Below are 13,709 nucleotides of genomic sequence, written 5' to 3' on the forward strand. Positions count from 1 at the left end.
CCCTCAGACAAAGGGGACGGTTCCCTTTGTCTGAGGGTTTTCGTTATTGAGATTTTTCATCTTCTAAATTAATTTCTTTAGAGATTTCATGAAGCATTTGAGGTGTTAGTCTCATGTCAAAATAAGTTAATTCATAATATTTTGTGGCTTTTCCATCACTGGAGATTTCCATACTCGCTTTTACAAGCCCTGCTTCTTCTAATTTGCGAAGATGAATGTATAGAAGAGGTCTGCTTATGCCTATTATTCTTGCAAGTTCGCTTATATACTGCCTATTTTCATACAGAATGCCTAATATTTTTATTCTTACAGGGTGGGATAGAGCATCAAAAATTTTTATAATCTTTGCCGGATCTAAATATTCTGGTGAGGGGTTGTGTTCAGCCATTTTAATCAACTTCCTTTAACAGCTTTTCTATTTTTTCTAGTGCACTTTTTACTCCATCTATTTCATTTAATAGATCGTTTGACATTTTTATATATAACTCATTTTGCTTTCGCATATTTGATACTTTTACAAAGGCGAATATTGAGAAAACGGCAAAGATAACTGCTAAAATAAAAGGCGTAAAAAGTGTGATAATTGCAAATAAGTCTGTGCCCGATATACTCATATTAATCCTCCTTTTTATTCTATATTTTCAAGTAATTTCTCAATAGATTCTGCTTTTTGACGTAGAGATGACAGTTTTTCTTGTGTCTCTTGATTTAATTTAGAAAAAGCCTTATATTGCGCTTGAAGCTTTGTTATTTCAAGAACAATTGCTGTTAAAAAAATTATTGAAGTGAGAGAAAGGGCGAGTATAAGATAAACAAATCCCATTTTAAAAGCCTCCTCATTTTTTATTTCACATGTAATAATTATATTACATATGAAATAATTTGTCAATATGCATTTGCTATTTGGAGTAAGTTTTTTTATAATTATGTAAAATCAAATTTCATCCACAAAAGAAAGAGGGAGATAAATGGGATATGCAACTATTATCTATTATTTTTTTATAATCTTTTACGCAGTATTTTTTATGGGGGGAGCGATTTATGGCACTTTTGTGCCGGTTTATCTGGACTACATAGGTTATAGTAAGAGTGAAATTGGAATTTTGATGTCTTTAGGTCCTTTTGTCGCTATAATAGCTCAGCCGTTTTGGGGGATTACAAGCGATAGAGCGAGGTCTAAAAATTTTGTTTTGCAAATTTTATTTTTAGCTAGCATTTTTACTATGGCATTGTTTCCTTTGTCCCGCAATTTTTATTATCTTATAGCAGTTATAACTCTTTTCACATTTTTTCAAACTTCTACTGGTCCGATAAGTGATGCCATAACGCTAGAGTATTTAAGTGAAACCAATCAAAAATTTGGGCCAATAAGAATGGCAGGAACAATTGGATACGCAGTGATGTCAGTTATAGCTGGCTGGTTTGTGCAAAGGTATATTGGAAGCATTTTTATTTTAAACATTCTAGTGATGTTTTTAGCCTTTATGATTGTATTTAAACTTCCTGTTGTAAAAGGTCATCAATTTGGAAAGGAAAAGGTTTCTATATGGAAGCTTTTTTCAGATAAAAATCTCGTTTTGCTGATGGTGTTCAATTTTTTAGTACAGACTACGTTAGGGTTTTACTACACTTATTTTCCTATTTATTTTAGACAAATAGGCGGGAACAATGAGCTTTTGGGCTGGGCTTATTTTATTTCTGCAATGAGCGAGATACCTTTTTTGCTGTATGCCGATAAGATACTTGAGAGAATAGGCACAAGAGGAGCGCTGATAGGAGCAAGCTTTGTGGCAGCAATAAGATGGCTTATCATATCGCTTTTTCAAAATACATATTTGGTTTTGCCATTTCAACTTTTGCACGGATTAATTTTTATAGTTTTGTATTACTCCATGGCAACCTATATTAATCAAGAAGTTCCAAAAGAATTAAGGGCATCAGGGCAGACCGTGAACAATTTAATAGGTATGGGTATTTCAAGGATTATGGGAAGCTTACTGGGGGGATTTTTAAGCGACCTTTATGGAATAAAAATGGTATTCCTTTATAATTCTGTATTAGCTTTTTGCATAGCATTAATTTTTGGTTACATCTTTTTAAAAAAAGCGTCAAAATAATTTAGTAAATTTTAGGAAGAAAAATTTTTTGAAAAAACTCTTGAAAAAATTTTTTTTCGATGCTATAATGGTAGTTAAAGCTGCATAAATATAAATTATCTAGTTTATTTATGCAGCAATTATTTTTTTACGAATTTTTGCATAAATATAAATTAAATTGTATATGTATTTACAAGGGAGGTAAAGGAATGATAAAAGTCGGGATATTTGGAGCCACTGGGTACACTGGAGTAGAGCTTATGCGCCTTCTTTCAAAGCATGAAAAAGTAAAAGTAGAGTACATCTCGTCTCAAAGTTATGCAGGAAAGTTAATAGCAGATGTCTATCCATCACTTACAGGTTTTTATAATATTTTTCTTGACGATGTAGAGGTTAAGAAAGCGGTTTCAAAGTGCGATGTGGTTTTTACAGCATTACCTGCGGGTTACGCTTCTAAGATTGCGAGAGAAGCGGTAGAAAAAGGAGTTAAAGTGATTGATTTAGGAGCGGATTTCAGATTTGACGATTATTCGATTTATAAAGAATGGTATGGCGGAGAATACGATGATTATGATGGGATAAAAAGAGCGTATGGCTTACCTGAGATTTATAGAGACAGCATAAGGGAAGCTGATGTGGTGGGAAATCCGGGGTGTTATCCTACCAGTGTGATATTAGGACTTGTTCCTCTTTTGAAAGAGAAGGTCATAGAGGGGAATATAATTATTGATTCAAAATCGGGAATATCGGGGGCGGGGCACAGTCCCTCACAAAAGAATATATATGCAGAGTGTAATGAAAATATAAGGGCGTACAATGTGGCGAATCACAGGCATGTGCCCGAGATGGTTCAGGAACTTTCCAAGGCATCGGGAGAAAAGGTATCGGTGGTTTTTGCACCTCACTTGACACCTATGACTAGGGGAATTTTGAGTACAATGTATTGCAAGCTAAGAGAAAATTTAAATCAAGAGGAAATTTATGAGGTTTTCGCTGAATTTTATAAAAATGAGTATTTTGTGAAGGTGCTAAAGCCTGGGGTTTATCCTTCAACTAAAAATGTATATGGTTCGAATTTTTGTCACATAGGTTTTGAAGTTGACAAAGCGACAGGTACTTTAATTGTAATGACTGCTATTGATAACTTGGTAAAAGGAGCATCAGGTCAGGCAGTACAGAATATGAACATCATGTTTGAAATAGAAGAAAAAACAGGACTTGATATAGTGCCGGTATATCCATAGTAAAGCATTAATATTAAAAGGGGTGTAAGAACGAGGCGATGGAGCAGATGGAGATTTTGGATGGGAAAATAGAATTGCCCAAAGGTTTTGTGGCTTCAGGTGTATTTGCAGGCATAAAGAGAAGTAAGAAGGATTTGGCTTTAATATATTCTGAACGATTGGCGAACATATCGGCAGTGTTTACTACAAACAGGGTAAAAGCAGCTCCTGTCATTTTAGATATGGAGAGGGCAAAAAAGGGGAAAGCCCAGGCAATTGTAATAAATAGCGGCAATGCAAATGCGTGTACAGGGGAGAAAGGAATTGAGGACGCAAAATCCATGGCAAAAAAGGTAGCAGAAGTCCTCGAGATAGAGGAAGAAGATGTCCTGGTTTGTTCTACAGGAGTGATTGGCGTACCTCTTCCAATGGAAAAAGTGTTGAAAGGAATTGAAGTGGCGGCATTGAGCCTATCAAAAGAAGGAGGATATGATGCAGCCCATGCTATTATGACGACAGATACATTTTTGAAAGCTGTTACTGTGAAATTTAATGTTGAAGGGAAAAATATTACAATGACAGGTTTTGCAAAAGGCTCCGGAATGATACATCCCAATATGGCTACAATGCTTTCTTTTGTACTTACAGATGCCAATGTGGAGAAGACTACATTGGATAAAGCCTTTAAAGATATTGTCAATAAGACTTATAACATGATTTCTGTTGATGGGGATATGAGCACAAATGATACTGCGATAGTGATGGCAAATGGAATGGCAGAAAATAAAGCCATTCAGGAGGGGACCTATGAATTTGATTTATTTTACAAAGCCTTGGAATACGTCAATAAAACTCTTGCCAAACTCATCGCAAAAGACGGTGAAGGAGCCACTAAGCTTATAGAAGTAAATGTAATAAATGCCAAGACAGAGAAGGACGCAAGACTTGCAGCTAAAGCCATTGTAAATTCAAACCTTGTGAAGGCAGCTATCTTTGGGGAAGATGCCAACTGGGGAAGGATACTGGCAGCGGTGGGCTATTCTGGAGCAGATTTTGATGTAGACAAAGTGGACATATATCTAAAAAGCGCAAAAGGAGAAGTTAAGGTTTGTGAGAATGGCGGGTATGTGCATTTTGACGAAGGTATGGCGAAAGAGATTTTGGAGGGAAAGGAGATTTTTATAATAGTCGATATGAAAGCCGGAGAGTTTATGGCTGCCTCCTGGGGATGCGACCTCACTTACGATTATGTAAAAATAAATGGGAGTTACAGGACATGATAAGAAAAGAAAAATTTGGGGACGAGATTTTGAAAGCACATATCCTTGTGGAGGCGCTCCCCTATATAAAAAAATTCTCCGGCAAGACAGTTGTGATAAAGTATGGCGGCAGTGCCATGCTGGACTGTAATTTAAAGAAAATGGTTATGCAGGATGTAGTACTTATGAAATTTGTGGGTTTAAATCCTGTGATAGTTCACGGTGGAGGGCCCGAAATCAGCAGCTTTTTAAAAAAACTGGGGATAGAATCAAAGTTTGTAAATGGGCTGAGGGTAACAGATGAAAAAACCGCAGAAATTGTAGAAATGGTTCTTGTTGGAAAGATAAACAAAGAGATAGTTTCAATGATAAACGAACTGGGAGGCATGGCTGTTGGAATAAGTGGAAAAGACGGGAAACTTCTAAAGGCAGAAAAAGACCTATCAAACGGAGATCTGGGGTATGTTGGCAAAATAGTTGAAGTAAACATTGGAGTTATCGAGATGCTTATTGAAAGGGGTTATATTCCTGTTATAGCTCCGGTTTCCTTTGGAGATGATGGAAAGACTTATAATGTCAATGCCGACACGGCTGCTGGCAAGATAGCGGAAGCCTTAAAAGCAGAGAAATTGATTCTTCTCACGGATGTAGAAGGGGTTTTAGAAAATGTGGAGGACAAGACGAGTTTGATTTCCAGAATGGACTTGGAACATGCTAAAAAATTGATGGATTCTGGGCGAATAAACGGGGGAATGATTCCAAAGCTTAGCTGTTGCATAAAGGCTGTAGAAAATGGTGTAAAAAGGGCACACATAATAGATGGAAGGCTTACCCATTCTCTTCTTTTAGAAATTTTTACGGATGAGGGGATAGGGACAATGATAGGAAAGGAATGTTTTGATGATGATAACCTATGAAAAGAAATATTTGATGGATACTTACAATAGATATCCTATTATGCTTGTCAGGGGAGAAGGTACAAGAGTATGGGATAGTGAGGGAAATGCTTACCTCGACTTCGTGGCAGGTATTGCTGTGAATTCTTTGGGGCACTGTCATCCTGCACTGGTAGAAGCTATTAAAAAGCAAGCAGAGACTTTAATTCACTGTTCAAATCTTTACTGGAATGAAAAGCAAATAGAGCTTGCCAGAATGATTTCAGAAAATTCTTTTGGAGGAAAGGTGTTTTTTGCGAACAGCGGTGCAGAGGCAAATGAGGGGGCTATAAAGCTTGCTAGAAAGTACGCCTCGTTAAAATACGGCGGCAAAAGATATAAAATCATAACCGCCAAAAATTCCTTTCACGGGAGGACATTTGGAGCGCTTACTGCTACAGGGCAAGAGAAGTATCACAAAGGTTTTGGACCGCTCCTTGCCGGGTTTAAATATGTGCCTTTAAATGACATTGAGGCCCTTTATGAGGCTGTCGACGATGAAGTGTGTGCGATTATGCTCGAAGTTATCCAAGGTGAGGGGGGTATACACGAGGCTACACCAGAGTATGTAAAAGCGGTAAGGGAGATATGTGATGAAAATGACCTCCTGTTTATACTGGATGAGGTTCAGACAGGAATAGGGCGTACAGGAAAGCTTTTCGGATATGAGCATTACGGTGTACTTCCAGACATTATGACTTTAGCCAAAGGGCTAGGAGGTGGTTTTCCGATAGGAGCGATAGTAGCAAAAGAAGATAAAGCTGTTTTTAAGCCAGGAGATCACGCTTCTACTTTTGGCGGTAATCCTCTAGCTTGTGCGGCTGGGGTTGCAGTATTAAATGAAGTGACAAAGGATGGATTTTTAGAAGGTGTTGATAAAAAAGGCAAATATTTTAGAGAAGGGCTAGAAACTTTGCAAAAGAAACATAAAGTCGTGAAAGAAATAAGAGGAAAAGGACTTATGGTGGGATGTGAAGTGGATTTGGAGGATGCATCGGAGATTGTTTTAAAAGCACTTGAAAAAGGGCTTTTAATAAATTCCGTAAGTCACAATGTCTTGAGGTTTGTACCTCCACTCATCGTGACGGAGGAAGAAATTGATGAAGCTTTACAGATACTAGATGATGTGCTCAGTGAGATAAGATTTTAAACTTGCTACTCTTAAAATTATCAACGATTTTGGCTGAAAAGTCGGTGTTGATAGATAAGTATATAGAGAGCGAAAAGGCAATATAGAAAATTCTCTTTCGTGAGGAGTGTGAAAAATGTTAAAAGGTGAAAAAGTAGTACTGGCATATTCGGGAGGACTTGACACCTCAGTGATCATACCATGGTTAAGGGGAAATTATGAATGTGAAATAATAGCGGTATGCGTGGATGTAGGTCAAAGGGAAGACCTAAGGTATATAAAAGATAAAGCTTTAGCAAGTGGTGCCAGCAAAGTATATATTGAAGATGTCAAAGAGGAGTTTGTAAAGGACTATATATTTCCTACATTAAAAGCGGGGGCCATATATGAAGGGAAATACCTTCTGGGAACTTCTATGGCAAGGCCTTTAATTGCCAAAAAACTTGTGGAAATTGCCCACAAGGAAGGTGCAAAGGCAATAGCCCATGGTGCGACAGGCAAAGGCAATGACCAGGTGAGATTTGAAGTTTCAATACGTGCGCTTGACCCTTCAATAAAAATAATAGCACCATGGAGAATATGGGAATTAAAATCGAGGGAAGATGAAATAGAATATGCTAAAAAGAAAGGAATACCTATTCCTGTAACTAAAGAAAAAATATACAGTGTAGACAGCAATCTGTGGCATGTGAGTCATGAGGGAGGAGACCTTGAAGACCCGTGGAATGAGCCTAAAAGTGATATTTACGATATAGTTACTCCTCCGGAGAAAGTCTCAGATAAGCCGGAATATGTCTATATAGAGTTTGAAAAGGGCATTCCTGTAAAGGTAAATGGAAAAACGCTAAGTCCTGTCAAATTAATAGAAGAATTAAATGAAATTGGAGGAAAAAATGGGGTAGGGATAGTTGACCTTGTTGAAAATAGACTTGTAGGAATGAAATCTCGAGGTGTTTACGAGACTCCTGCAGGAACATTACTTTATATTGCTCACAGAGAACTTGAGTACCTTGTACTTGATAAAGAAACGATGAGGTTTAAAGACTTGGTAGCGCAGAAATATGCGGATCTGGTCTATAACGGCCTCTGGTTTTCACCTCTCAAAACAGCTTTGGATGCTTTTATTGATGAGACGCAGAAAAATGTAACGGGTGTTGTAAGGCTAAAGCTTTATAAAGGAAATGTCATAAATGCGGGTGCAAAATCTCCCTATTCTCTTTACAACGAAGAATTTGTGACTTTTGGCAAAGACGAAGTTTACAACCAAAAAGATGCAGAAGGATTTATAAACCTCTTTGGGCTTTCTTTAAAAATTAGGGCTTTGATGGAAATGGGAAGGAAGGATATGGATGAAGCTGTGGGGAGGTAGGTTTAAAAAGGACTTGGACAAACTGATGGAGGATTTCAATTCCTCCATTTCTTTTGATATAAGGCTTTTAAAATATGACATAGTAGGTTCAATTGCTCATGCAAAAGGGCTTTATAAAGCTGGAGTGCTGACAGAAGATGAACTCAATTTAATAGAAAAGGGGTTAAAGGAAATTCTTGATGAAATAAATGTTAGAGAGATAAAAAATGATGAAGATGTTCATTCTTATGTTGAAAGGCTTTTAACTGAGAAGATAGGCGATGTAGGGCGTAAACTTCATACAGGAAGAAGTCGAAACGATCAGGTTGCGACGGATGAAAGGCTTTATTTAAGAGATGAGATAGATGAAATAAAAGAGGATTTAATAAAACTTATAGATACATTAAATGAAATGGCTAAAACTTATAAAGAAGCGATTATGCCGGGATATACGCATCTGCAAAGGGCACAGCCTGTGACTTTTGGACATCATCTTCTTGCCTATGTTGAAATGTTTAAAAGAGATTTATCAAGGCTTGAGGATATGGTGAAAAGAGTCAATGTAATGCCTTTAGGCTCTGGTGCACTTGCAGGTACTACATTTGATATTGATAGGAAGTATGTGGCATCTCTTTTAGGGTTCGATGATATAACTTTAAACAGCATTGATGGTGTAAGCGATAGAGACTTTGTAATAGAATTTTTAAGCTTTGCCTCTATAACAATGATGCATTTAAGTAGGTTCTCAGAAGAATTAATTTTGTGGTCGACCAAAGAATTTGATTTTATTGAGATGGATGATAGATTTTCAACAGGAAGCAGTATGATGCCGCAAAAGAAAAATCCTGATGCAGCAGAATTAATAAGGGGCAAAACCGGCAGGGTTTACGGCGATTTGATTACAATACTTACCGTGATGAAAGGACTCCCTCTTGCATATAACAAAGATATGCAGGAGGATAAAGAGGCCTTGTTTGATGGAATAGACACTTTAAAAATGTCTTTGAAAGTATTTATTGAGATGATAAAGACAATTAAAGTAAAGACTGACAACATGGAAAAGGCCGCAAAATATGGTTACATGAATGCTACAGATTTTGCAGACTATCTGGTGTCAAAAGGTATTCCTTTCAGAACTGCCCATGAAATTGCAGGCAAAGTTGTCTTATATGCGATAGAACGAAACTTAGCAATTGAAGATTTAGCACTTGAAGAACTTAAAAAATTCAGCGATGTGATAGATGAAGATGTATATGAAGCAATAGACCTTGAAACCACATTAAAAAAGAAAAAGACAATAGGTTCGCCGAAGATATAATTTAATCTTATCAAGATGTATGAGCTCCTGCCTTTGAGAAGAGAAGCAGGAGCTTAAATTTTTTCTTTGTTTAAGGCTTTTTTGAGTTATTTTTAACTTTTTGTGAAAGGATAGATTGAGTAGTAATTGTAACAATTCTGTAACCTTATTAAGAATTTTTTAATAAATTTTTCCACTTTAAGTGATATAATACGAAATAACAAAGGGAAAATGGGATATGGAGGGAGATTTAAATGAGATATAAGTTTGTCGGAATATTCTTGTTGTTCCTTTTTCTAGTTTTTACTGGATGCGGTGCCAAAGCTGTGGGGCAACTGGATATAGAAGAAGCGGTATCCTTGCCAGAAAAGCATTATCCTGTCGGTTTTGACTCTTATGGCAAAAGAATTCTTTTGTTAGGTAATGCAGGAGGAAGATTAGAGTTTTACAATATAAAAAATAAGGAAGTAGAAATGGCAGTAGAACCAGTGATAACTGGGAAAAGCATAAAAAATGCGACCACAGATGGAAAGTATGTAGCCTGGGTTGAAGCTACAAATGACAACAAAATGTGGTCAGATGACTGGAGTATATATGTTAAAGATTTAAAATCTGGAGAAATAAAAAAAGTTGATGAGAGTAGATTTGCGGGAAAAGGAGTGTCAGAAGGGCAATTTAGTGTATCGATTGATGATGGCAAACTTGTCTGGGCAACTTATGAATCTGATGGGAAACATGAATTTAGCTCCATAAAATTGTATAATTTGGTTAATGGAATAGAAATAAACTTGCGCACTTCAGAAGGCGTAGGTGTTTCCAGATTTAGTGATCCAAATATCCATGGCGACTATGTAGTTTGGAGTGAGGGTAGCTTAAAGGCAGGAGGGGTATACCTTTATAGTATTAAAGAAAATAAAGTTTACAAATTGTCTGATAAAGGAGCATCCCCTAATATATGGGGTAACAGTGTTGTGTGGATAGAAGGGAATAATAAATTGGTGCTTTATAATATCAAAGATAAGAAAGAAGTAAATATCCCGACTTATAGTAAAGAGGTATGGGCGATTTCGCTGAATGAAGATTATGTCACGTGGTATAGCAGTGAATACAACATAAAAGTTTATAATATTCAAAAGAACGAGACAAATGTCATTAATCTTCCAGTGATAAGTGGACCGACTATCTATGGGGATATCTTAACATGGGTTCAGAAAGAGGGTGAAAAGGGGATACCAAAATTTTTATTGCTTTATAAATAAGCCATTTTTTAATAGAGGGAGGTAAAATTCATTAGGGGGAGGAATTTAATACTTGTCTTTTTGCTTATCTTTTTAATTTTGCATTTGATATGAGTTATAATTAATCTTGAAGGCCCTAATAAGAAAATCATTGAGGAAGTAAATTTGTCAAATTCTACGAAACAGAGCAATATTTATGAGGGCCAGAAAAAGCTTTTGAAATTCTTATATGATAATAAAAAGCGCATTCTTGAGAATAAAAAGGCGTTTTTAATAGATGTAACAGACGTGCTTCCTGTGGTAGAAGAGAAGGATATAAATAATTTTACAATCCAGCCTGATTTAAATATTGTAAAATCAGAAAGACAGAAACAGTATGAGATAATTAAAAAAGTTTTGAGGGAAGCCGATTATTACCATCTGACTAGGAAAATCAGGGATAACACGGTATATTCTTATTTGAGCTATAGAGTAAAAAAGGCCCTTTATAGCGATTATAAAGAGGAAGAGTATACTTATTATTACAAATTATTACAAAGTGGAACCTGCTAATCCCGATGAAACTGTTCTCAGAGATAGAAAACGATACCTTTTACTAAAGGATTCATTACTACAATTCCCGGAAAGAGCACTTACGTAGCAGCGCAAGACAAGGAATTAATGCGTGAGAAACGGCTAAGAATTGTAGAAGAAAAATTAGTAGAAGCTATTATAGCTGCAAAAGCAGTAAACTGAAGAGATAAAAGAGATGCTAGAGATTTTGTATAAGGAGGTCTAAAAGGTGGAGCCAATTTTGGAGGTTAAATAGTTTGCCTCTAAGAAGGCATGAAATGTACTGGCAAAATACTGTTTATATTTGTTTATTCAGCAATAGGCATAGCTATTTATTTGTTAGTTGCAGCAGCTGCAAAAGTACTAGGCTTTTCTATTCATGTATATCCCATCAATTTTAAAGCTCTAATTTACGGCATACTGGCGGTGAATTTTCTGAATGGCATATACCTTCCTTTAATGTTTAAATTTGGGCATGGTTTTTCTGGGATTATGTATATTATTTTAATTTTTGGATTTTCTTATGACATATCTTATATTATAAGACTTTTTGAAAAACTTGAAAATTATGATTGGTTTCAAAATATTGTAACTTTTATAATGAATCAATCAGATACAGTGAAAATGTTGTTTATAATTGCTTTGGCCCTTATTGCGCTGACAGTTTCATGTCTATTATCTGTTAAATTTTATAAAAATAGGGAGTTTTAAAATATGAAAGGGGACCGCTCTTTGTACAAAACCCGGGTCCCCTTTTAGATATTTTACTAATCTCTTCCAGTGTTTGAATTACACTAAAGATATAAATTGGTCGATTTCTTCTTTTATGACATCTAAAGATTTTCTCCAGAAGTCTTTAGAGTGCAAGTCAAATCCTACAATTTTTCCTAAATCATAGAGATTTTTCTTCCCTGTCTGAGAAAGGAGGTTTTTATATTCTTCTACAAATTTTTTGCCTTCTTGATTGTACTTGTAAATTAGGCCTTTTACAAATAATTCCCCAAATGCATATGGGAAGTTGTAGTAGTTTAAATCGGCATCGTAATAATGGGGCTTGTTTATCCACATGTAAGGGTGCAGGTAATTTTGGTCAAGACCATCTCCGTATGTTTTCTTCTGAGCCTCTATCATAATTTGTTTTAATTCTTCAACAGATAAAGAATGGTCTTTTCTTCTTTTTATGACTTCATCTTCGAATAAGAATCTTGAGTAAATGTCTACGATGGTTTGTGTTGAGCGCTGCAGTGAGTTTTCTATAATTGATAATTTCTCTTCTTTAGAAGCTGTTTTTAATGCAGAATTCACTATAATATGCTCGTTGAAAATTGATGCTGTTTCCGCTATAGGCATCGGATATCTTGAATTTATTAATGTTTCATTTGCTAGCAAATGGCCGTGGTATCCATGCCCTAATTCATGAGCCAGAGTTAGAACATTAGAAAAACTCCCATCAAAATTTGCCAGTATTCTACTTTGCTTTATTGGATGAAGGTTGTAGCAAAAGGCTCCTCCTCTTTTGCCTTCTCTTGGCTCTGCATCAATCCAGCTGTTTTCAAAGGCTTTTTTAGCAAATTGTGCAAGCTCCTCACTGAAGGAGTTAAAGTTTTCTACTATAAATTCTTTCGCTTCATCAAATGTAAATTTTTTGTCCAATTTTCCTACTGGAGCAAAAAGGTCATAGAAAGGTAGTCCATCGTTATGGCCTAAAAGGCGGGCTTTTTCTTTTAAGTATCTTCTAAATTCTGGCAAATACTCTTCTATAGCTTCAAGCATTGCTTCAAGTGTTTCAAAATCCATGCGTGAACGCTGAAGAGTCATTTCTAAAGGAGATGAGTATTTTCTCAGTTCTGTAACAGTTATTACTTCTCCTTTTATTCCATTAAGGCACGCTGCTGAAGCGTCTTCTATTTTTTTATAGGAATTTAATTCGGCAAAATAAGCTGTCTTTCTTATGTAAGGGTCCTTGTCATAAGCCATATTTCTTACAACGGAGAGAGGCAATTTTTTCTCTTCGCCGTTTATATTTATGTCTACAAGAAGTGTAGAGGTCAAAAGGTCATGAAGTTTTGCCCATGCTTCTGACCCTGTGTTTTTCATCTTCGCTATTATTGTCTCTTCTTTTTCTGAAAGTAGGTGCATTGCTTCTTTGACCGTCTCTTTTATAAAAAATTCGTGTTCCTTAAGATAGGAGGAAGACTTAATTGTTTCTTCCAAGTTCGGCATGTTCAAAAGCCATCTTTTGAATTTGGTCTCTGGCTCTGCAAGCATTGTGCTTAAATTTTCAAGAGATTCCAAGGCTTTTAATGCCTTTTCATTTTTTACATCCACGCTTAAAGATAAAGCAGAATATCCTCTTACTTTTACCATCAAATCTCCCAGTTCATTTTTAAATTTTATGTAGTATTCGAGTTTTTCCTTAGAATTTTCATATGTTCGCAAGTTTTCTTCAGTCCAAGACCTTATGTGTTCAATCGATGAAATTATTTTTTCGTTGTCTTTTTGAAATTCTTCGCTGTCAAAGGAAGTATAAAGTTCTTTTAAAGACCACCTCATTTATTCTACCTCCATATTGTATAATATTTGCCAATTTGATTGTAAAATATTTTTAAGTATAAGTCAAACCTTTTCAGGG

14 protein-coding genes and 1 pseudogene are annotated in these 13,709 nt (G+C 35.9%); 11 read left to right on the forward strand and 4 right to left on the reverse strand.

Annotated features, from left to right (window positions below; all coding sequences use genetic code 11):
• Positions 1-43: 43 nt before the first annotated feature.
• The 3 genes from ACPLVE_RS09895 to ACPLVE_RS09905 are packed head-to-tail and all read right to left on the reverse strand — an operon-like array spanning position 44 to position 823.
• Positions 44-388: an ArsR/SmtB family transcription factor gene (locus ACPLVE_RS09895; RefSeq protein ID WP_424611390.1), complete on the reverse strand. Its 345-nt coding sequence runs from the start codon at positions 386-388 to the stop codon at positions 44-46.
• A 1-nt stretch (position 389) separates the two neighbouring features.
• On the reverse strand, positions 390-614 hold the full coding sequence (locus tag ACPLVE_RS09900) for a hypothetical protein (RefSeq protein WP_424611391.1): 225 nt from the start codon (positions 612-614) through the stop codon (positions 390-392).
• A 14-nt stretch (positions 615-628) separates the two neighbouring features.
• Positions 629-823 (reverse strand): hypothetical protein, encoded by a 195-nt coding sequence (locus tag ACPLVE_RS09905; protein ID WP_424611392.1) that lies wholly within the window; start codon positions 821-823, stop codon positions 629-631.
• Between the two features lie 145 nt (positions 824-968).
• Here ACPLVE_RS09905 and ACPLVE_RS09910 point away from each other — a divergent pair, with 145 nt between their 5' ends.
• From ACPLVE_RS09910 to ACPLVE_RS09960, 11 genes and pseudogenes are all read left to right on the forward strand, one after another.
• Entirely contained in the window at positions 969-2,117 is a 1,149-nt protein-coding gene (locus ACPLVE_RS09910) for an MFS transporter (RefSeq protein WP_424611393.1), read from the forward strand.
• Positions 2,118-2,305: 188 nt separating this feature from the next.
• Positions 2,306-3,340 carry an N-acetyl-gamma-glutamyl-phosphate reductase gene (gene argC / locus ACPLVE_RS09915; RefSeq protein WP_424611394.1) on the forward strand — a complete coding sequence of 345 codons (1,035 nt, stop codon included), beginning with the start codon at positions 2,306-2,308 and terminating at the stop codon, positions 3,338-3,340.
• Between the two features lie 38 nt (positions 3,341-3,378).
• Positions 3,379-4,599, forward strand: a complete 1,221-nt coding sequence (argJ, locus tag ACPLVE_RS09920; RefSeq protein WP_424611395.1) for a bifunctional glutamate N-acetyltransferase/amino-acid acetyltransferase ArgJ — start codon at positions 3,379-3,381, stop codon at positions 4,597-4,599.
• Positions 4,596-5,495 carry an acetylglutamate kinase gene (gene argB, locus ACPLVE_RS09925; RefSeq protein ID WP_424611396.1) on the forward strand — a complete coding sequence of 300 codons (900 nt, stop codon included), beginning with the start codon at positions 4,596-4,598 and terminating at the stop codon, positions 5,493-5,495. The genes argJ and argB overlap by 4 nt, the downstream gene beginning before the upstream one ends.
• Positions 5,482-6,663, forward strand: a complete 1,182-nt coding sequence (locus tag ACPLVE_RS09930; protein ID WP_424611403.1) for an acetylornithine transaminase — start codon at positions 5,482-5,484, stop codon at positions 6,661-6,663. The genes argB and ACPLVE_RS09930 overlap by 14 nt, the downstream gene beginning before the upstream one ends.
• A 115-nt stretch (positions 6,664-6,778) precedes the next feature.
• Complete coding sequence (locus ACPLVE_RS09935) at positions 6,779-8,011, forward strand: argininosuccinate synthase (protein WP_424611397.1); 1,233 nt, start codon at positions 6,779-6,781, stop codon at positions 8,009-8,011.
• Positions 7,992-9,308, forward strand: coding sequence for an argininosuccinate lyase (argH, locus tag ACPLVE_RS09940; protein WP_424611398.1), 1,317 nt, complete (start codon positions 7,992-7,994; stop codon positions 9,306-9,308). The genes ACPLVE_RS09935 and argH overlap by 20 nt, the downstream gene beginning before the upstream one ends.
• A gap of 233 nt (positions 9,309-9,541) precedes the next feature.
• Positions 9,542-10,546: a hypothetical protein gene (locus ACPLVE_RS09945; protein WP_424611399.1), complete on the forward strand. Its 1,005-nt coding sequence runs from the start codon at positions 9,542-9,544 to the stop codon at positions 10,544-10,546.
• 144 nt (positions 10,547-10,690) lie between these two features.
• Positions 10,691-11,077: a hypothetical protein gene (locus tag ACPLVE_RS09950; RefSeq protein ID WP_424611400.1), complete on the forward strand. Its 387-nt coding sequence runs from the start codon at positions 10,691-10,693 to the stop codon at positions 11,075-11,077.
• A 45-nt stretch (positions 11,078-11,122) separates the two neighbouring features.
• A pseudogene (locus ACPLVE_RS09955) lies at positions 11,123-11,303 on the forward strand (GntR family transcriptional regulator); the annotation flags it as partial.
• A 47-nt stretch (positions 11,304-11,350) separates the two neighbouring features.
• Positions 11,351-11,788, forward strand: a complete 438-nt coding sequence (locus ACPLVE_RS09960; protein WP_424611401.1) for an ABC-2 transporter permease — start codon at positions 11,351-11,353, stop codon at positions 11,786-11,788.
• A gap of 78 nt (positions 11,789-11,866) precedes the next feature.
• On the opposite strand, the gene ACPLVE_RS09965 is transcribed toward ACPLVE_RS09960, so the two are convergent.
• Positions 11,867-13,630 carry a M3 family oligoendopeptidase gene (locus ACPLVE_RS09965; protein WP_424611402.1) on the reverse strand — a complete coding sequence of 588 codons (1,764 nt, stop codon included), beginning with the start codon at positions 13,628-13,630 and terminating at the stop codon, positions 11,867-11,869.
• Positions 13,631-13,709: the final 79 nt, after the last annotated feature.

Source organism: Caldanaerobacter sp. (assembly GCF_049701115.1).
Taxonomy (GTDB): domain Bacteria; phylum Bacillota; class Thermoanaerobacteria; order Thermoanaerobacterales; family Thermoanaerobacteraceae; genus Thermoanaerobacter.